Origin of the sequence: Pantoea sp. EEL5 (genome assembly GCF_049892805.1) — a bacterium.
Taxonomy (GTDB): Bacteria; Pseudomonadota; Gammaproteobacteria; order Enterobacterales; family Enterobacteriaceae; genus Pantoea; species Pantoea ananatis.
The window spans coordinates 94,721-113,392 of sequence record NZ_JBNDNJ010000002.1 but is presented as its reverse complement, the minus strand read 5'-3'; the positions used below and the strand labels follow the sequence as shown (position 1 = coordinate 113,392).

General features: G+C 56.5%; 19 protein-coding genes, 1 other RNA gene and 1 pseudogene. 6 read left to right on the top strand and 15 right to left on the bottom strand.

The window, feature by feature from the left end; translation table 11 throughout:
* Window positions 1–305: 305 nt before the first annotated feature.
* Window positions 306–681: RNase P RNA component class A (rnpB, locus tag ACPXSQ_RS12070), an RNA gene on the bottom strand.
* Window positions 682–744: 63 nt separating this feature from the next.
* Window positions 745–1,605 (bottom strand): 16S rRNA (cytidine(1402)-2'-O)-methyltransferase, encoded by an 861-nt coding sequence (gene rsmI, locus ACPXSQ_RS12065; protein WP_014594693.1) that lies wholly within the window; start codon window positions 1,603–1,605, stop codon window positions 745–747.
* Window positions 1,606–1,667: 62 nt separating this feature from the next.
* Here rsmI and ACPXSQ_RS12060 point away from each other — a divergent pair, with 62 nt between their 5' ends.
* From ACPXSQ_RS12060 to dolP, 4 genes are read left to right on the top strand one after another with little or no spacing between them, the layout of a single operon-like run.
* The gene (locus ACPXSQ_RS12060) at window positions 1,668–3,701 is read left to right on the top strand and encodes a penicillin-binding protein activator (RefSeq protein WP_019104890.1); all 2,034 of its coding nucleotides are present in this window, start codon (window positions 1,668–1,670) and stop codon (window positions 3,699–3,701) included.
* Entirely contained in the window at window positions 3,659–4,054 is a 396-nt protein-coding gene (locus ACPXSQ_RS12055; protein WP_014604928.1) for a YraN family protein, read from the top strand. The genes ACPXSQ_RS12060 and ACPXSQ_RS12055 overlap by 43 nt, the downstream gene beginning before the upstream one ends.
* A 14-nt stretch (window positions 4,055–4,068) precedes the next feature.
* Complete coding sequence (gene diaA, locus ACPXSQ_RS12050; protein ID WP_013027345.1) at window positions 4,069–4,656, top strand: DnaA initiator-associating protein DiaA; 588 nt, start codon at window positions 4,069–4,071, stop codon at window positions 4,654–4,656.
* A 14-nt stretch (window positions 4,657–4,670) separates the two neighbouring features.
* Window positions 4,671–5,243, top strand: coding sequence for a division/outer membrane stress-associated lipid-binding lipoprotein (gene dolP / locus ACPXSQ_RS12045; RefSeq protein ID WP_014604927.1), 573 nt, complete (start codon window positions 4,671–4,673; stop codon window positions 5,241–5,243).
* A gap of 199 nt (window positions 5,244–5,442) precedes the next feature.
* Here dolP and ACPXSQ_RS12040 read toward each other — a convergent pair whose 3' ends face one another.
* Window positions 5,443–6,147, bottom strand: coding sequence for a pirin family protein (locus ACPXSQ_RS12040; RefSeq protein WP_013027347.1), 705 nt, complete (start codon window positions 6,145–6,147; stop codon window positions 5,443–5,445).
* A gap of 129 nt (window positions 6,148–6,276) precedes the next feature.
* On the opposite strand from ACPXSQ_RS12040, the gene ACPXSQ_RS12035 reads away from it, so the two are divergent.
* Complete coding sequence (locus ACPXSQ_RS12035; RefSeq protein ID WP_013027348.1) at window positions 6,277–7,200, top strand: LysR family transcriptional regulator; 924 nt, start codon at window positions 6,277–6,279, stop codon at window positions 7,198–7,200.
* 3 nt (window positions 7,201–7,203) lie between these two features.
* Here the strand turns inward: ACPXSQ_RS12035 and ACPXSQ_RS12030 are convergent, their stop codons facing one another.
* From ACPXSQ_RS12030 to yihU, 12 genes and pseudogenes are all read right to left on the bottom strand, one after another.
* On the bottom strand, window positions 7,204–9,114 hold the full coding sequence (locus ACPXSQ_RS12030; RefSeq protein WP_014604926.1) for a BglG family transcription antiterminator: 1,911 nt from the start codon (window positions 9,112–9,114) through the stop codon (window positions 7,204–7,206).
* A gap of 126 nt (window positions 9,115–9,240) precedes the next feature.
* Window positions 9,241–9,981 carry a 2-dehydro-3-deoxy-phosphogluconate aldolase gene (dagF, locus tag ACPXSQ_RS12025; protein ID WP_013027350.1) on the bottom strand — a complete coding sequence of 247 codons (741 nt, stop codon included), beginning with the start codon at window positions 9,979–9,981 and terminating at the stop codon, window positions 9,241–9,243.
* Between the two features lies 1 nt (window position 9,982).
* Window positions 9,983–11,098, bottom strand: a complete 1,116-nt coding sequence (locus tag ACPXSQ_RS12020) for a DgaE family pyridoxal phosphate-dependent ammonia lyase (protein ID WP_019104892.1) — start codon at window positions 11,096–11,098, stop codon at window positions 9,983–9,985.
* Window positions 11,082–12,215: an amidohydrolase/deacetylase family metallohydrolase gene (locus ACPXSQ_RS12015; protein WP_013027352.1), complete on the bottom strand. Its 1,134-nt coding sequence runs from the start codon at window positions 12,213–12,215 to the stop codon at window positions 11,082–11,084. Before ACPXSQ_RS12015 ends, ACPXSQ_RS12020 begins: the two co-directional genes overlap by 17 nt.
* 54 nt (window positions 12,216–12,269) lie before the next feature.
* Complete coding sequence (locus ACPXSQ_RS12010) at window positions 12,270–12,914, bottom strand: DUF4310 family protein (RefSeq protein ID WP_013027353.1); 645 nt, start codon at window positions 12,912–12,914, stop codon at window positions 12,270–12,272.
* Between the two features lie 13 nt (window positions 12,915–12,927).
* Complete coding sequence (locus ACPXSQ_RS12005) at window positions 12,928–13,704, bottom strand: DUF4311 domain-containing protein (protein WP_014604922.1); 777 nt, start codon at window positions 13,702–13,704, stop codon at window positions 12,928–12,930.
* A 33-nt stretch (window positions 13,705–13,737) separates the two neighbouring features.
* Window positions 13,738–14,034, bottom strand: a complete 297-nt coding sequence (locus ACPXSQ_RS12000) for a DUF4312 family protein (protein WP_013027355.1) — start codon at window positions 14,032–14,034, stop codon at window positions 13,738–13,740.
* Window positions 14,035–14,037: 3 nt separating this feature from the next.
* Window positions 14,038–14,394: an SFCGS family glycine-rich protein gene (locus tag ACPXSQ_RS11995; protein ID WP_013027356.1), complete on the bottom strand. Its 357-nt coding sequence runs from the start codon at window positions 14,392–14,394 to the stop codon at window positions 14,038–14,040.
* A 27-nt stretch (window positions 14,395–14,421) separates the two neighbouring features.
* On the bottom strand, window positions 14,422–14,766 hold the full coding sequence (locus ACPXSQ_RS11990) for a glycine dehydrogenase (RefSeq protein ID WP_013027358.1): 345 nt from the start codon (window positions 14,764–14,766) through the stop codon (window positions 14,422–14,424).
* 294 nt (window positions 14,767–15,060) lie between these two features.
* Window positions 15,061–16,497 (bottom strand): MFS transporter, encoded by a 1,437-nt coding sequence (locus ACPXSQ_RS11985; RefSeq protein ID WP_014604920.1) that lies wholly within the window; start codon window positions 16,495–16,497, stop codon window positions 15,061–15,063.
* A gap of 124 nt (window positions 16,498–16,621) precedes the next feature.
* A pseudogene (locus ACPXSQ_RS11980) lies at window positions 16,622–16,858 on the bottom strand (AGE family epimerase/isomerase); the annotation flags it as partial.
* Window positions 16,859–16,921: 63 nt separating this feature from the next.
* Window positions 16,922–17,581 carry a sulfolactaldehyde 3-reductase gene (gene yihU / locus ACPXSQ_RS11975; RefSeq protein ID WP_426143869.1) on the bottom strand — a complete coding sequence of 220 codons (660 nt, stop codon included), beginning with the start codon at window positions 17,579–17,581 and terminating at the stop codon, window positions 16,922–16,924.
* A 165-nt stretch (window positions 17,582–17,746) separates the two neighbouring features.
* Here yihU and ACPXSQ_RS11970 point away from each other — a divergent pair, with 165 nt between their 5' ends.
* The gene (locus ACPXSQ_RS11970) at window positions 17,747–18,643 is read left to right on the top strand and encodes a sugar kinase (RefSeq protein WP_072137243.1); all 897 of its coding nucleotides are present in this window, start codon (window positions 17,747–17,749) and stop codon (window positions 18,641–18,643) included.
* The last annotated feature ends 29 nt before the right edge of the window (window positions 18,644–18,672 follow it).

Sequence of the window (18,672 nt, the reverse complement as noted above, 5' to 3'; positions counted from 1 at the left end):
GAAAGAAAATGGATGGGATTTGCCTGAGAAACAAAGCCTCTGGCAACGCGGCCCATTTTTCTTGCCAGATCAGGAGAGTGAATCGCGTTTCCTCTCAGGGTCGCCAGCGCAGAAGCGCCCTGACCGGCTAACGCCACATTGTTTTACAACGGTATCGGGCAACGCCCTTCATCGCGCTGGTCAGCCCGCGTCAGCAAGGAGCCGTGGCCTGCTTGCCGATATCCCCCGCGTCTGGTGGCGGCAGCGACGCCTGCTTTGCCGCGCCATAAAGCAAAAACCCCGCTTGCGCGGGGTTTGCATTAAGAAGTCGAAACTGACCGATAAGCCGGGTTCTGTCGTGGACAGTCATTCATCTAGGCCAGCAATCGCTCACTGGCTCAAGCAGCCTACCCGGGTTCAGTACGGGCCGTACCATGTGAACCCCTATTTGGCCTTGCTCCGGGTGGAGTTTACCGTGCCACGGACTGTTACCAGCCGCGCGGTGCGCTCTTACCGCACCCTTTCACCCTTACCTGATCCCATTACTGGGCCATCGGCGGTTTGCTCTCTGTTGCACTGGTCGTGGGTTTCCCCCCCAGGCGTTACCTGGCACCCTGCCCTATGGAGCCCGGACTTTCCTCCCCTCCGCCCGTCTCCTTCAGAGAAGGACGACGACGAAGCGGCGACTGTCTGGTCAGCTTCGGCGCGCATTATAGAGGGTTTAGCCCGCGCTGTCACGCCCGGCGCGCAGGCAACTCAACAGGCTCAGGCCTGCTGCTCAAGCGCATGTTTATAGAGCGCATTCTTTTTCACACCGTGTATCTCAGCCGTGAGCGCCGCCGCCTTTTTCAACGGCAGTTCCTGCTGCAACAACGCCAGCGTGCGCAGTGCATCTGCGGGTAATGCCTCTTCGTCAGGATGATGGCCTTCAACGATGAGCACCATCTCACCTTTACGGCGATTTTCATCCTCTTTCACCCAGGCCAGGAGTTCCCCCACCGGTGCGCCATTCAGGTTTTCCCAGGTTTTGGTTAATTCGCGCGCCAGCACGACGTAACGGCCAGCCCCCAGCTCCGTGACCATATCCTGCAGGCTGTCCAGCAAACGGTGCGTGGATTCGTAAAAGATTAAGGTACGCGGCTCCTCGGCCAGCGCCCGAAGCGCATCACACCGCGCCTTTGTTTTGGCGGGTAGAAATCCTTCGTAACAGAAACGATCAGACGGCAATCCCGCTGCGCTTAATGCTGTTATCGCTGCGCAGGCACCCGGTAAAGGAACGATGCGAATACCGGCCTCACGGCAGCGGCGAACCAGGTGATAACCCGGATCGTTGATCAATGGCGTGCCAGCATCAGAAACCAGAGCTATGCTTTCTCCCTGTTGCAGCCTGGTTAGCAGGATTTCTGCTTTCTGCTGTTCGTTGTGGTCATGAAGTGCGAAGAGTCGCGCATTGATGGCGAAATGTTGTAGCAACAGTCCGGTATGACGTGTATCTTCCGCTGCGACCAGATCGACGCTGGAAAGTACCGCTAGCGCCCGCTGGGTAATGTCAGCCAAATTACCTATTGGGGTTGGCACGATGTAGAGCGTGCTGGCGGAAATGTCTGCCCGATCGAGTTGTTTCATTGTTTCATCCGAATTGCCGATTTAATATTGAGCATCTTGAAAAAAACATCACTGGATACAGTATGCTTCCTTCAAAAATCGTTCGTCATAAAGCAGGACGCTTTGTGCCTGTCCTTCTTGCTGGTCTGATTTTAGCCGCGTGTAGTGGCCAGGGCCCGAAAAGCCAGTCCGTAGACATCCAGGCACCCGTTACTAATAATTCCGCCTACTATCTGCAGCAGGTGCAGCAAAGCAGCGATGATAGCAAGACCGACTGGCAATTACTCGCAATCCGCGCCCTGTTGAAAGAAGGAAAATATCCGCAGGCTGCTCAGGCGATCGGCGAACTGCCTAATCAGCTTTCTGATAAACAGCAGCAAGAATTACTGCTGCTGAAAGCCCAGTCTCTGGTTGCTCAGCAAAAGATTGCCGATGCCCAACCGATATTGAGTCAGGTGAAAACCAGCGAGCTGTCTCAGGATCAGCTGGCGCGCTACTACGGTTTACAGATTGCCAGCGCACAGGGTAAAACTTCGCTGGCCCTGCTCCGCGCCTATATTGCTCAGGAGCCGTTGCTGAAAGGCGATGAACGCCAGCAGAATATCGATGCCACCTGGCAGGCGCTGACCCAGCTGTCGCAGCAGGATATGAATTCGCTGGTGATCAATGCCGACGAAAACATTCTGCAGGGCTGGCTGGATCTGCTCACGGCGTGGCATGCCAACGCGCAGGATGCCAACATGCTGAAGTCAGCCATTAAAGACTGGCAGACGCGCTATCCCGATAACCCTGCTGCAAAAACCTTACCGACCCAGTTGAGCCAGGTGCAAAACTTTACCAAAGCGTCCACCAGCACTATCGCGCTGCTGCTGCCGCTGAACGGTCAGGCTCAGATGTTCGCCAGCGCTATCCAGAAAGGCTTTAACGACGCGAAGAACGGCACCCTCGCTACCGCGCCTCAGGCGATGCCGGGCAGCGCCCAAGATCCTATCGCGATAAATCAGCAGCAGCCTGCGGATGCGAATGCGGTCGTCAGCCCGTCAGCTAACCCGGCGGCTGCGCAGCAGAGCGGCACGGCGCAGCAACCGGCAACGACGCAACAGCAGCCTCAGCAACAGCCGGCCGCCGAACCCGCCAGCAATGCGCAGGTGAAGGTTTACGACACCAGCAGTCAGCCCATCGCGCAGGTGATGCAGCAGGCCCAACAGGATGGTGCCACGCTCGTTGTTGGACCGCTGTTGAAAAACAACGTTGAAACGGTCGCGAACAGCCAGACACCGCTGAATGTCCTGGCGCTGAACGAGCCAGAGCAAATCCAGAACCATCCGAATATGTGCTATTTTGCGCTGTCGCCTGAAGATGAAGCGCGCGATGCGGCGCATCATATCTGGGACCAGGGCAAACGCCAGCCGCTGCTGTTAGTGCCTCGCAACGGCTTGGGCGATCGCGTAACGGCGGCCTTTACGAAAGAGTGGCAGTCACTGGGCGGCGGCACCGTGCTCCAGCAGCGCTTTGGTTCTGTTTCAGAACTCAAGCAGGGCATCAATAGCGGTGCAGGCATCAGCATGAGCGGTACGCCCGTGGTTATGCCCTCGTCTTCTCAGCCGCAAAGCGTTTCCGTTGCGGGCCTGAACATTCCGGCACCGCAAACCAGCGCATCGGCCGCCAGCAGTGGCGGAGCCATTGATGCCGCTTATATCGTCTCGACTCAGGATGAACTGCAACTGATCAAACCGATGATCAGCATGCGCACCGGTAGCCGCAGCAACGTTGCGCTCTACGCCAGTTCGCGCAGCGCGCAGGCGGGCGCAGGGCCGGATTTCCGTCTGGAAATGGAAGGGCTGCAGTTCAGCGATATCCCCCTGCTTTCCGGCGCAAATCCGGCGTTGATGCAGCAGGCCGCGAAGTCGTTCAATAACGATTACTCGCTGGTGCGTCTGTACGCAATGGGGATTGATGCGTGGACGCTGGCTAACCACTTTAACCAGATGCGTCAGGTGCCGGGCTTCTCGCTCGACGGCAATACCGGCAAGCTGAGCGCCACCGCTGATTGTGTGATCAACAGGAAGTTGACATGGAACCAGTATCGCCAGGGCAACATCGTACCGGCCAGCTAAACCGCCGCCGTACGGGTGCCGAGCACGAACAACTCGCCCGCCGCTATCTTGAGCGGGCGGGGTTAACATGGGTCGCCAGCAATGTTTACTATCGCGCAGGGGAACTAGACCTGATAATGCGAGACAACCAGTGTTGGGTGTTCGTCGAAGTGCGTTACCGGCGTAACGCACGCTTCGGCGGCAGTCTGGCCAGTATTACCCGACAGAAACAACACAAGCTGCTGCGTGCCGCCTCTCTGTGGCTGGCGCAACGCGGCGGCAGTTTTGAAACAGTGAATTGCCGTTTCGACATCATTGCCATTACCGGCACGGCGCTTGAATGGTTGCCGAATGCCTTTAATGCAGACGTTTAGAACCAGGTGGTCGTGTGCAGGAAAGAATTAAAGCGTGTTTTACCGAAAGTATTCAAACTCAAATCGCTGCTGCAGAGGCGTTACCCGATGCCATTTCGCGTGCAGCAATGACAATGGTGCAGTCACTTCTCAACGGTAACAAAATACTGAGCTGTGGTAATGGTGCGTCATCCGCCAATGCTCAGCACTTTGCCGCCAGCATGATCAACCGCTTTGAAACCGAACGCCCCAGCCTGCCCGCGCTGGCCTTAAGTGCGGACAACGTCATGCTGACGGCGATCAGTAACGATCGTCTGCATGACGAGATTTACGCTAAGCAGGTGCGTGCACTGGGACAAACCGGTGACGTTCTGCTGGCAATCTCTACACGCGGGAATACACGGGACATCGTGAAGGCCGTCGAAGCCGCCGTCACGCGCGATATGACTATCGTTGCGCTTACCGGTTATGATGGGGGCGAATTAGCCGGATTGCTGGGACCGCAGGATGTGGAAATTCGTATTCCTTCACATCGTAGTGCTCGCATTCAGGAGATGCATATGTTAACACTCAACTGTTTGTGCGATCTGATTGATAACACCTTGTTTCCCCACCAGGAATGACGGAAGGAGCACCAATGAAAGCATTGAACGCTATAGCCATTGTTTTAACCGCCATGCTGCTGCAGGGCTGTGTCGCGGTGGTTGCCGGTAGCGCCGCTGTGGCGACCAAAACCGCCACCGATCCCCGCTCTGTCGGAACGCAGGTCGATGACGGCACGCTGGAATTACGCGTCAGCAACGCGCTGGCAAAAGATCAGCAAATCAAAACCGATGCTCGCGTCATTGCTACCGCCTATCAGGGTAAAGTCCTGCTAACCGGTCAGGCCCCGAGTCAGGAGATTGCCAACCGCGCGAAACAGATCACCATGGGCGTTGATGGCGCAACCGAAGTCTATAACGAGATTCGGATTGGGCCGAAAGTCAGCCTTGGCACCTCGTCGTCTGATACCTGGATTACCACCAAGATTCGCTCGCAGCTGTTGGGCAGCGATCAGGTGAAATCATCAAGCGTCAAAGTCACCACGGAAAACGGTGAAGTGTTCCTGCTGGGCCTGGTGACGCCAGAAGAAGCCAAAGCCGCCGCGGACATTGCCAGCCGGGTCAGCGGCGTGAAACACGTCACCACCGCGTTTACCATGGTGAAGTAATGCTGAGTTAACCCCAGGACAGCTGTCCGGGTTGTTACTGGCGCAGACAGAAAAGCCGCACCCTGTTGGGTTGCGGCTTTTTTATTGCGGGTTTAGCCGTGACCGGGTCAGAGCCAACAAACGTTTTCCGGCTTGCCGCCCAGCATTATCGCGCCGCCCGAGGTTGTCTCCGCTGGCGGCGGCGTAACGAGAGAAGGCCTCAGACCGGAATATCGATCACCAGTGCGCGGGTCGGGGTTTTCGCTGACAGCCACAGCTGTTGCTCTTCCTGCAAAAATGCGCCATCGCCACAGCCCAGCTGTTCCTGATGAGCGCCCCCGGCCGAGGCCTCAAACGCGCCATGGATAGATTGCAGATAGGCGCGCGCGCCCTGAAGCGGCACCAGATGCTGCTCGCCTGCCGCCAGCTCAACCTGATGAATCCAGACCTGCTGACGCAACTGCAGGCTGCTGTCGCCGCCATCCGGTGAGGCCAGCAGTTGCGAACGCATGCCGCCCGACAACGTCATTTTCTGCATACGGGGATTTTCACGTTCCGGGCAGGCCGCCAGCCAGAGCTGCATACGGGTTAACGGGCGATCTTTACTCGGATTAAGTTCGCTGTAGCTCACGCCAGGCTGAGCGGAGAGCAGCAACGCCTCACCTTCACGCACGCTGATGTGATTACCCTCGCTGTCCCGGTATTCCGCCTCACCCTGTAAAACGATATTCAGCACATCCACCTGAGGATAGGTGCGCGGCTGAAACGCCGCGCCAGGTGCCAGGACTTCCTGATTCAAAACGCGTAAGGAGGCATAACCCATTAATTTGGGATCGAAATAGTGGCCAAAAGAGAAGCTGTAGCGCGCCTGTAACCAACCGTAATCGGCCTGACCACAAGCGGATGCACTGCGTGTCGTAATCATTATGTACCTCCAGCATCCGTCGGCAAGAATCGACGACGGGAAATATGCCTTTATGGTAAAAGTCTGGACGCCGGATTGTTAGCCAGTTAATCTGCCGTGCATATTCAAATTTCCTGACAGAGAACCGGGATGGCCAAAGACCGTGCGTTAACCCTTGAAGCTTTACGTGTGATGGATGCTATCGATCGCCGCGGCAGCTTTGCCGCCGCCGCCGATGAACTGGGCCGCGTGCCCTCAGCGCTTAGCTACACCATGCAGAAACTGGAAGAAGAGCTGGATGTGGTGCTGTTTGACCGTTCGGGCCATCGAACGAAGTTCACCAATGTCGGAAGAATGTTACTGGAGCGCGGTCGGGTGTTGCTGGAGGCCGCCGACAAGCTCACGACCGATGCCGAGGCGCTGGCACGCGGCTGGGAAACCCAGCTGACTATCGTGACGGAAGCGTTAGTGCCCACCGACGCGCTGTTTCCGTTGGTCACGAAGCTGGCTGACAAAGCCAATACCCAGATCGCCATCATCACAGAAGTACTGGCTGGCGCCTGGGAGAGACTGGAACAGGGGCGGGCTGATATTGTCATTGCACCGGATATGCATTTTCGCGCCTCGACCGAAATAAACACCCGCAAACTTTACAGCATCATCAGCGTTTACGTTGCCAGCCCTGACCATCCAATACACAACGAACCCGAGCCGCTTTCAGAAGTCACCCGGGTAAAATATCGCGGCATTGCCGTGGCAGATACAGCCCGCGAACGTCCGGTTCTGACCGTGCAACTGCTGGACAAGCAACAGCGCCTGACCGTCAGTACGATGGATGACAAACGTCGCGCGCTCCTGGCCGGTTTAGGGGTCGCCACCATGCCTTATAACATGGTGGAGCAGGACATTGCAGAGGGCCGCTTGCGGGTGGTCAGCCCGGAGTATTCGCGTGAGGTCGATATCATCATGGCCTGGCGGCGTGACAGCATGGGTGAGGCAAAAGCCTGGTGCCTGCGCGAAATTCCTCGCCTGCTGGCCCGGAAAAACTCACCGACGCCGGGCGCCCATCCCTGAAGATTACAGCCGGCTCAGACAGTCCAGCGCGACGCTTTTAAAGCAGGCAAAGTCACTGCTGTCGCGCAATCGCGTCATCGCCCGCTCGCGCATAAAGGTCACGAACAGGTCATAGATAGCCATCGCTTCCTCATACTCGTTTTTGCTGATTGCCAGCAGGAAAATCACGTAAGCCGTGTCCTCGCCCCAGGGGATACCCTGCGGGGCCAGCACGGTGTACACCACCGTTTTTTTCGCCATCAGCCCCAGCGAATGCGGAAGCGCAATCCCTTCGCCCAGCATGGTGCTGACAATGGCTTCACGCTCCTCAACGGAAGCATAAAACGCATTATCCACCACGCCTTCTGCCTCCAGCCGATCGCATAACAGCCGAAACAGCGCAGACTGACTCATCGGCCGATCGATGATGCAGAAATGGCGGGCATCAAAAAATTTCTCCAACATATAGGGCCGGGTGCGGTCCACCAGCACCAGCTTGCCTATCTGCTCCCGTTGAAATTCCGTCGGGAAAGGCGCGACCACGACAACCGGTTTCTCTTTTTCACTCAGCCGCGTGGTGGAAATCACAAAATCTTCTTCGATGCGCTGGCGGGCCTCATATTCACGCTGCGACAGGCACTGCGTCACCTGCAACTGGGGATAGTTGCGCATTAACATGGCTTCGATCATGCGGAGCGTCGACGTACCGCTGTCGCACACCAGCAGTACCTGAGGGCGACGCTGGTAACCCACGTTATAATGGCGCTCCAGCCCGACGCCGATATGAAGCACCAGAAAGCCAATTTCATTTTCGCTAATCGTATAGGGCGAATATTTTCCCCAACTGGACACCGCCGCCAGCGTCACATCATAGGCCATTGGATAGTGCTGCTTGATGTTGCTTAATAACGGGTTAGGAATATGGATCTGATAACGCACGCGCGTGATCATCGTTTTAATATGGGTAAGCAGATCGGCACGGAGTTGAGGATCGTTCTGCAGATCGTAATAGTAGTGAGTGTTAATAAAGCTGAGCAGGTAGTTAACCAGCGCCTCCGCATCGTCAGCATTAATGGCGCTGGGGGCAACGTCCTGAATGCGTCGGGCGGCGATATTCACCCGCAGCCAGCTCTCTTCCGCCGGAGAAACCGGTTTAACGGTGAGCGGCCGCAGCGCATGGATCAGCGTCTGCGCAGACTCGCGCACGTCATCCCCGATCTCTTCCACCTGTGGATCGCTCAGCGGATAGCCTTCATTGATGCGACGTAGCGCCACCGCGCAGTAAAAACGCAAATAGCGTTCGCCTTCATCACTGAGGCGGATATTGTGCTGGGCAAGGCCGTTTTGCAGCAGCGGCTGAAGGGTTTCCAGCAGGCCGCTTTCCAGCGATTCGGGCACGATCAGCGGGCTGTCAGGCTGCTCCTGATCGATCTCAAACAGCAGATCGGTTAAGCAGGTGCGGATCGCCACTTCACTGCCAAACAGCTTCATGCCGTGATGGGGTTTGCTTTCGATACTCAACTGATAACGGCCGAGCCATTCGCGCACGTCGGCCATGTCATTCTGCAGCGTGGCACGGCTGACAAACCACTCCTCTGCCAGGGTTTCCAGCTTCAGGGAATAGGCGGCGGTGAGGAAACGCACCAGCAGGTAGCGGATTCGGTCGTGTGAGGTGCGCGGCACCCGCAGAGGCGCACGCGTCTGCTGCTGCAGCACGTTAAAGCGCAGCGCATCAATAATTTTAAGCTGGTAGCCCGCACCGCGATTCAGGACAAACTGCGCGCCGTGCTGCTGCAGCATGGCGTTGAGCGCGGTAATATCCGTGCGTACGGTGCGCGTGGACACCGCAAACCGCCGTGCCAGTTCGTCCTGGGGGAGCGTTTCGTTTTTCAATGCGTCGAACAGTTGCGCAAGGCGCTGATTCGGGAATCTCACGTCGGGTTACCTGCTTCAGCGGTTAACAAGAACAAAGTAAACGTCAGACTGCCGGAAAACAGGCGGCAGGTCTATTATGCCCTGCGCGCCCGTAATCTGTCCTTGAAGTGGCGCACAGGCCTGGGCTCAGTCCAGCAGACTTTTACAGATGGCCAGCAGTTGGCGCACGTCTTCCACGCGGGTTTCGCCACTGGCTTTGTCGATGATCGAACTGTAAATGTGGGGAATGATCTTGCTCACGCCAGCGTCCAGCGCAATACGCAGGATCGGCCCAACGTTTTGCAGATCGATCCCGCCGGTCGGCTCCAGCCAGAAATCCTGTTTCGCACAGGCTTCGGCCACCGCGCGGTACTCGTCCACCGTATCCAGACCGCCCATTGGAAAATACTTCACGGAACTGCCGCCCATGTCCTTCAGTAACGCAATCGCGGTATCAATGGGCACAATTCCGTCGCTGCTCTGTGAACTGAGGGGACCGGTGGAAATTTTCACCTTGCCCGGCGTGCCGGTTGGTGAAATCAGCCCGTTGACTACCGTTTGTGACTGACCGAGCAGCGCACGGCTGGTGCCGACGCCGGTAAACACCTGATTAACATGTTGCGGCTGTAGCACGGCGGCCAGTTCGCTGACCATTCGCGACTGCCGGGGATCGCCCGCGCCCAGGCCGATGGACAGCGCGTTATCAATCAGCGCGGCGTACTCGCGCATATCCGCAATAGCGGCCTCGTTGCTGGGGTAGTTTTTTGATAACACGCCGACCAGTACGTGGCCTTCTGCGGCCTGCCAGATGGCTCGCGCGTTCTCTTTTGAACCCGCCAGCACGTTAAGACACAGGCGATCCTGATAAAAATTGGGGGTTAGCGTCATGCTATTTTTCTCCTGTTAACAGCGCCTGAATGCGGGTGAAAATAATCTGCAGCTGCTCAGCGCTGACGCTGCGCACGTCGGCTTCAATAACGCCCTCATTGGCTTTGTAGCCACGGAAGTAAATGGCGATATCACCGTTTTTTAGCGCCTGCACCAGATCGCCGGTCTGATGCCCGATTGTGGTCTCATCGAATTTGATCTCTGCCCGGGCAATGTCGCGCCCGGCGGCATCCCATACAACGCGCGCACTGACGCCATCCAGACCGTTAAGGTTGTTGATGAAAGGCGTCATTTTTTCCACCATCTGGGCGCCGGTGGTTTTCGGCAGGGTCAGGTAGGATTCAATGGCCTGGGTCAGTCCCAGAATCCCCTCTTTGCCCACTTTCATGGTGCGGCCAATGCCGTTGCTCTGGCGCTTCACCCACTCGACAAGCTGATGTTTCCCGATAACCAGGCCGCTGGTGGGGCCTTCAATGGCTTTGGCCCCGCTGTAAATAACCAGATCGGCACCCGCCTGGTAATAGCACTGCAGATCTTCCTCAGCGGCGGCATCCACGATAAGCGGCACGCCATGCTTACGTGCCACCTCGGCGGCCTGCGCGACGCTCAGGTGGCTCTTTTGTACGCAGTGATGGGACTTCACATAGAGAATGGCCGCCGTCTGGGCGGTGACTGCAGCGGAAAGCTGCTGTGGCGAGCACTCGTTACTGTAACCCGCCTCAACCGTCCGACCGCCGCCCAGCGCAATCATGCTGCCAACGGGCGCGCCGTAATTCACGTTATGCCCTTTTGGCACCACGATGTCGTGCGGCACGGTCAGCGGTGCGCTGTGTAAATTATCCAGCAGCCAGTCGTCATCTTTCACAATGACGGCAGCCACACTTTGGGCGATGCCCGCAGAAGCACAGGACACCACCAGCGCATTTTCCACCTGCAGCAAATTAGCGATGTAAGCCCCGGTCTTATCAACCAGGTCCTTCACTTCAAAATAGTGCTCCAGGCCGTATTTAACCGTATCAACCACGTCGCTGGCCGGTGTAGACACGCCAAGAATGGTCATGCGGCCAGAGGCATTAATGACCTGCTTCAGGCCATATTTCTCATACAGTGAAGACATTGTGTTTTTTCCCTTCTTCAGTCATCCAGCACTCACCGGCGACGATAGCCGCCAGAGGAATCAATTGGCGATCGCCCTGCTCCGCCAGCCCTTCCGCATCCACAAACGACACGGATTCGTGCGCCACGGTAAACAGGGTAAAGTCGGCATCAAGTCCGGGCTCAATAGCACCTTTGCTGCGTAATCTCAGCCCGCTGGCCGCCTGATGCGTTACGCAGGCAATAATCTGTGGCAGCGTCATGCCTACATTGAAAAATTTCGACATCACGTGCGCCAGGGTATAAACCGGTCCGTTCAGACGATTGCGGCAGTAGATGTCTGAACTGATGGTGTCAGGCAGAATGCCTTGGGCAATCGCCGCGCGCGCCACCTCAAAGCTGAAGCTGGCACTGCCGTGGCCAACATCAAGCCGCAAGCCCCTTGCCAGTGCCTGTTTTACCGCTGCACGCAGTTGCCCTTCGGGCGTCAGGATGCGGTTTGGCTTGCCGTTGTAGCAGTGGGTGATGATGTCGCCGGAGGTCAGCAACGCGGCGATTTCATCGAGGTTGGGGGGATTGTTACCAATATGCACCATCAGGGGCAGGTTGCCATTTTCCTGCTGAATCGCCTTCGCCAGCACCAGCGGCCGAATGCCGTTTTCGCCCACCACGCTGCTGCTCATCCGGGCTTTAAGCCCGACGATAAAATCGGGATGACGTCTTACCGCATCGGCAATCGCCGGGCGATCAATCTGGGTCATGTCCGCCAGTTCATTTTGGGTAACGATGCCGGTGCGGGCGATATTCAGCAGCGCAAAAACCTGGGTGGTGACCGCTTGCGTGCGCTGTCTGAAATCATCAATGTCGTCTGCACCTGTACTGCCTGCATCGACAACACAGGTGACGCCGCTTTCCACGCCAATCCGGTCGGGATGATCGTGATAGATGGGCGATTTTTCATAGCAGTGTACGTGGGAGTCGATCCAGCCCGCACTGAGATAGCAATCCACCGCCAGGGTTTGTTCCACTTTTGCCCTGCCGGTTACCTCACCCACGGCGGCTATTTTTCCGTCGAGTATGGCGATATCGATCAGACGTTCATCCGGCAGTCGCGCCCGACGCAGAATCAGATCGTACATAGGAATCTCCTTTGACTGCCCCGATCGGCCTTCACCAATCGGGCATTAACGCGATCAGATCGCGACCGGAAAAATCGCGCCGAGGATCATGGCACCGAGGATCGCCCCGCCGGTGATCGGTTTGTTCCACAGATAGAACACCAGCGCACCCAACAGCGAACCGAGACCGATAGGAATGGAGGCGCCCATGGCGGCCAGGATAATCAATGGCCCCAGGAAGCGTCCTGATGCATTGCCCGCGCCCATCATCACGTCCGCACCATAGGTGCTGTTGCTTTGATTAATGGTGAACTTACGCGCCAGAATGATGACGTAGCCTATCGCCACACCGATAACCAGACCGGTGACCAGCGAAGCCGCAAAATTCGCCACCGGGAAGACAAAACCGGCGCCCAGCAGCAGCGCGGGCACGCCCAACCCGACGCCGGTCTGGATGGCACCACCGATATCCAGAATCCCGACCAGCGATCCTTCAATGATGCGGGCGAACAGAAAGCTGGCACCGAAAGCGGCCACCGCGCCGTAAACGCCGGTATCGATGCCCGCCCGTAACATCGAGACGAAGGCCACTTCGTTAAAAGCGCCGATACCGTACAGGTAGTACATATGGGTCCCGGCAAACACGCCGGAGGAGAGCAGACCGACAAAAATCGGGAATGACCAGTCGGCATACCAGAAACCTTTGTTTGATTCTTCCATTGCAGACGCTCCGTTATTTGCCGCTCAGGCTGTTATGAATACTGTCGAGCCAGCCAGGAATGCCGAGCTGGAAGGATTGCAGCATCTTCATATCGAAACCGCGGAAGAAGGCGCTGAGAACAAACAGGGCGACGATGGCGGTCATCATGATTTTGGTCACTTTGTTCCAGCCGCTCTCTTCAACCCCTTTACCAATCAAAATGCCCAGCACCAGGCCCGGTACGGCATTGCCCATAATCAGCTGTGCCAGACCGCCGAAGATGGTGGCCCAAAAGCCCGATTTCTTACCGGCGTCAATTGCCGCCAGCCAGAAGATCACCGGCATGACCGTGTTCACCAGCAAATTAGCGGCCGGTACCAGCACCTTTACCGCCGTGACCTGCAGAGCCGCCGGAACAGCAGAGGCGGTCGAGTTGAGAAAAGCCACCACCACCATGCCGATGATGCCGCAGGCGATAGCCATCTTTTTCGGGTCGTGTAGCGTCTCTGCCACATTGCGGTTTTTGATCATGATCGCCGCCGCGCCCCAGTTGGGGATGATGCGATGATCCACGTCCTGCGTGAACGCACCCGCCGCCACGGAGGAGGCCCAGGCGTTAAAGAAGAATCCCAACCCAAAAGAGAAGTGAGAGGCAGGATCGCCTTCACAGGAGTTAAGTTCACCCAGTGTGCGAAAGGCGCCCATACCTTGTGTCGTCGGGGCATGGAACATGCGGGCGGCACCGGCGCCCACACCGACGCCCACGAGGCCGCCGATAATTAACGACTTGAGCAAAATGATGAGAAACATCCTCTTTCCTTATATGTGTTGTTTGAGGCTGACTTACACGCGGGTGAACTCGACCTTATCGCCGTCCAGGCAGGTCACGTTAATGGTGACCTCCAGGTCGACGCTGAAGAGCCTGCGCTCGCGTGCCAGGAAAAAGAAAAGGAATTTTTCGGTTGTGACGCGTTCCCGCGCGCGCACCACCTTTACGTCCTGCGGTTCAATGCGCAGCAGAATCTTATTGGCGTTGCGCAGGACTTCGTGCTGTACACGACTCAGCGCATCTGCGAAGGCTTTCGCCTTGGTGTCGCCCTTACCGCTTACGGCAACCGAGGTTGTAAAGGTCTCTTTCATTCCTTATCCACCGTGTTTTTTGTTCCAGGCCTGAACCAGACGTTCACCCAGCTCTTCTTTGTCCATAAAGCCGAAGCCCAGCACGTTCGCGCCTTCATTAATGGCGGTTACGCCTTCATCCACAGAGCGCATACCATGTTTGGCCTTATAGCCGTATTTGTTTTGCGCCGTAATCGCGCCTGCCCCTCCGCTGCCGCAAAAGGAGATACCGAAATCGGCATTCTCTGCTTTCATGACGTCGCCCAGCTTCATGTCTGCCGCGACGCCCGGCACCACAACGGCACGGCCACCGGCTTTTTCTACGCCAGCCGCCACTTTTTGTCCTTTACCTAAACGATCGCCGATCACTACGGTTACCATATGTCTGTTCCTCTCAGGGTTGGAAAATTAGTCGTTCTTCGCCACTTCAAAGTGGACAGAAAGCAGCCAGGCTTCTTCTGGTGGCAAATTGCCAAACAGGTCCACCACCTGCTGTGCCAGCGCCATCGACTCTTTGGAAATTTCGTCAAACAGCTCAGCCTCAACCTCTGGCAGACTCTCGCCGGTGACGGATCGCAATGCCATTGCCCGCACGTGCGAAGCCAGCATTTGTATCTGCACGGCATTCGGCTGGATGGCCCGCTCGGCAAAAAGCACCTCAATCTGCGCCATCACGCGATCCGTCAGGGCCTGAATCCTTTGCTGTTCGTCTTGTGACGCATTCATCGCTACCGCTCCCTTACCCGTACTCATCGTCTGCTTCCCATTTCGCGCTTAGCGTGATCTCAAACTAACCAGAGGCGGCAGCGCTGTGGAGAACGACTTTTTCCGTTTCGAAGTGGAAATCCGGCCCTTGTGAGTGATCCGGAACGCAAACTTGCGCGTTCGCTTAGGGGACGAATTATTTTTAACAGATTAAACAGTGAGTTAAAAAAGGGATATCACACAGGAAAGGCGGCAGATGAGGAATAAACAGAAAACCGGGTTGCTGGTCAGCCGTCACAAAACTGGCAAACAGCAACCCTGAGGGCAAGGTAACAGAGAAACTTATGACTCAGCGTCAGTGGGCTGACGTAATGGCGTAACGCGGTTTTTGTCGTCAACGGGCTGGAGGCGATGCGTTTTACGTCGGCTAATGGCGGCCACGATCAGGGCAAAACGCGCTTCATTCAGCTTGTAGCAGAAGCCCATGATCAACGCCGCCGCAATCGCCAGCGAACAGGGCCAGATAAAGATCAGCTGCCTTAAACCTGCCAGCGTGCCATCGCTTTGTACGGCATTGGGCACGTAGCCTATTTGCGTCAGCATCAGACCGGGCAAAAATCCTGCCAGCGCGGCGGATATCTTGCGAAAGAAGGTGTAGCCCGTGTAACAGGCACCTTCTGCCCGAATGCCGGTTTTCCACTCCCCGTACTCTACGGTATCCGGCACCAGCGCCCAGTTAAGGCTATTAACGAATGCCGTACCGAAAAACGCCACGCAGGAGAACATGACGAACAGCAGAGAGCTGCTTCCCCAGAGAAAGTTACCCAGATCGCCCAGGGCCCAGAGGATGAGTCCCCCCAGATAAACCTGTTTCTTACCAAACTGTTTTACCGCTGTGGGCACCAGCAGTACGCCCACCAGAATACAGCCCATGCTGAAGAAGCCCATCCAGGAGAGCAAATGAACATCGTTCAGCACGTACTGCGTGTAGTAGACCTGAATGGCCAGCTTGATATTAAACGCCGCCAGGGTACAGAGGTTCGCGAGGCACAGAACCAGCAACGGTGGATTGTGAAAGATGGCGCGGAAGGCCGTTGCCACACCGGGTTTATGATGCGTCGGGGTGAGCTCAACATAGCGCTCTTTAACCCCGCTGTAACAGAACCACATGCACAGCAGCCCGGCGACCACAAAGACGGCGGCGGCAACCTGATAGCCCAGCGCACTTTTGCCAACAAACAGCGACTGAATGGGCATAAAGCACACGGTGCAAACCAGTAATCCCACCGTTGCCCCGCCCTGCCGCCAGGCGGCGAGGTGGGCGCGTTCGTGGGGATTTTTGGTTATGGCTGGCACCATTGCGCCATAGGAACAGTTCATCAGGCTGTAAAACAGACCAAACGTCATAAACAGGGCGGTCGCGATCGTTGTCTTTATCGTCAGGCTAAAGTCGTTAGCAACAAACTGTGCCGCAGCCACCAGCGCTACCGGCAGCGAGAAATAGAGAATAAAAGGTCTGAATTTTCCTCTCGTGCCAATATGGCGGCGTGAATCCAGCACAATGCCGGTGAACATATCGGTTAGGGCGGTAAAGAATTTCGCCACCAGGAAAATCACCCCGCCGTACCAGGCTGGCATGCCCAGCTCATCGGTGTAGAACTTGAGTAAATAAAGCGTCCCGATAGTCAGCATCAGGTTGGAGCCAAAATCACCGACGCCGTAAGCCACCTTCTCACGCAGCGGGAGTTTCAGCGTTAATGGATCGGAGCCTGTCTTCATAAGTGATCCTTTTAGCGCCGCGACCGGCGCAGTCACAAAGCCAAATTAGCGCTGACGCTTACGTGCATCGATCTCCTCAATGATGCGGACATACATCTTCTCATTGAGATTGTAGAAGCACCCCATGGCCACGATGGTGATCACGGCCAGCGCCCAGCAACACGAAAAAGTGCTGATAACCCTGTTTGGACGCATCAACGACGCCTTCATCGTTTACGCAGGCATACCAGCCGCCGAACTGTTTATCGCGCAGCGCGCCATTCAGGGCGCTAATGCCGTGATCGACCAGTTGATAAGCTCCCGGCCGTCCCATTGAGGCCGCAACGGCATAGACATGCAGCATGCGTGCGGTAATCCCCAGGTCCTTATGCGCCAGATCGATCATGAAGGCCGGTGAGCGATCCCCTTTCAGTACCTTGTCAGGCTAGGTCGTGGTGAAATGCCCTTTGCCCGCAGGCGTGCCGTTCATCACCTGCAACGCCACGTCAAACGACAGCCCCAGACCTTCACACAGCACCGCCGCTTCCGCCGAGAGGGCATTCAGGGCGATGCTCATGTAGTTGTTGATCAGCTTGACGCGAATCCCCATACCAGGGCCGCCTGCCACGACCAGCTCATTGCCCATCGCCCTAAGCACGGGTTTTGCTCGCGTAACCTGTTGCGGCGTGCCGCCTGCCAGCAGCAGCAGTGAACCGGCTATCGCATGGTCTGATGTGCGGCCGACGGGCACGTCCATCATGCTGAAACCGCGAGCGGCCATCTCACCGATCAGCCGATCGGTTTGCAGCGGATGGATCGTGGACATATCAATCACCAGCGCAGTGGATGCCAGCGTGGTACACACACCTTTGTCGCCAAGCAGTACGGAACGCACTAACTCGCCGTTGGGCAGCATGGTGATAACAAACTCGGCCCCGGTTGCCGCCTCCGCAGCAGAAACGCTCGCCCGGGCGCCCTTATCAACCAGACGCGCGACGGCCTGAGGATCCACATCAAAGACGTTGAGCTGATGGCCCTGCTTCAGCAGATTGCTCGCCATCGGCGCGCCCATTTGTCCCAATCCAATAAACGCAATTACCGACATACCGCTCTCCCAACCCCGTTATTGTCATATTTTGTCATTACAGACGACTTTTACTGTCTTTTTTGGGTCAGATTTGTAATTTATGGTTAAAAAATTGACAGGTGTCACTTTTAAAACATTTGATGAAATTAAAATGACAACACCAACAAAATGTGAGGAAGCGTTATGACGCGTATTGCTTGTGTAGGGATCACCGTATTAGATCGCATTTGGTATCTGGATACCTTGCCGTCTCAGAGCGGAAAATATGTGGCAAACAACTATCGGGAAGTCGGCGGTGGTCCGGCTGCTACAGCGGCCGTTGCCGCAGCTAAACTGGGTGCAGAGGTGGATTTTATTGGTCGGGTCGGTGACGATGACACAGGGAAGAGACTGCTGTCTGAGTTAAATGAGTACGGTGTAAAGACCCGATATACTAAAGTTTTTGAGGCCGCCCGCTCTTCACAATCCGCGATTCTGGTGGATGCCGAGGGGGAACGGATGATTGCCAACTACCCTAGCCCGGACTTAGCAGAATGCGCAGACTGGCTAACAGAGATCGACTTCTCACAATGGGATGCGGTGCTGGCAGATGTTCGCTGGCACCAGGGTGCCAAGTGCGCGTTTACCGTGGCCCGCCAACAGGGCGTTCCCACCATTCTGGATGGGGATGTGACCCCGCAGGACATTGGGGAGCTGGTGGCGTTAAGCGATCATGCGGCATTTTCAGCGCCGGGTTTACAGCGCTTAACCGGGCTGGAGGGGGAAACGGCGGCGTTAAAAAAAGCACAAATGCTCACAAATGGTCATGTCTATGTTACCCAAGGCGCTCAGGGCTGCGTCTGGCTGGACGCCGGCACGCTACAGCATCAGCCCGCCTTTGAGGTACAGGTCGTCGATACCACCGGCGCGGGCGACGTCTTCCACGGGGGGCTGGCCGTGAAACTGGCGCAGAAGGGCTCTGTCACAGAGGCCGTGCGCTTTGCCAGTGCGGTCGCGGCGCTAAAATGTACGCGACCGGGCGGGCGAGACGGGATCCCTGATTATGATCAAACCTGTTCTTTTATGTCGGTAAATGTATAAACTGTGTGCCATGGTGGTATTCAGAGAAC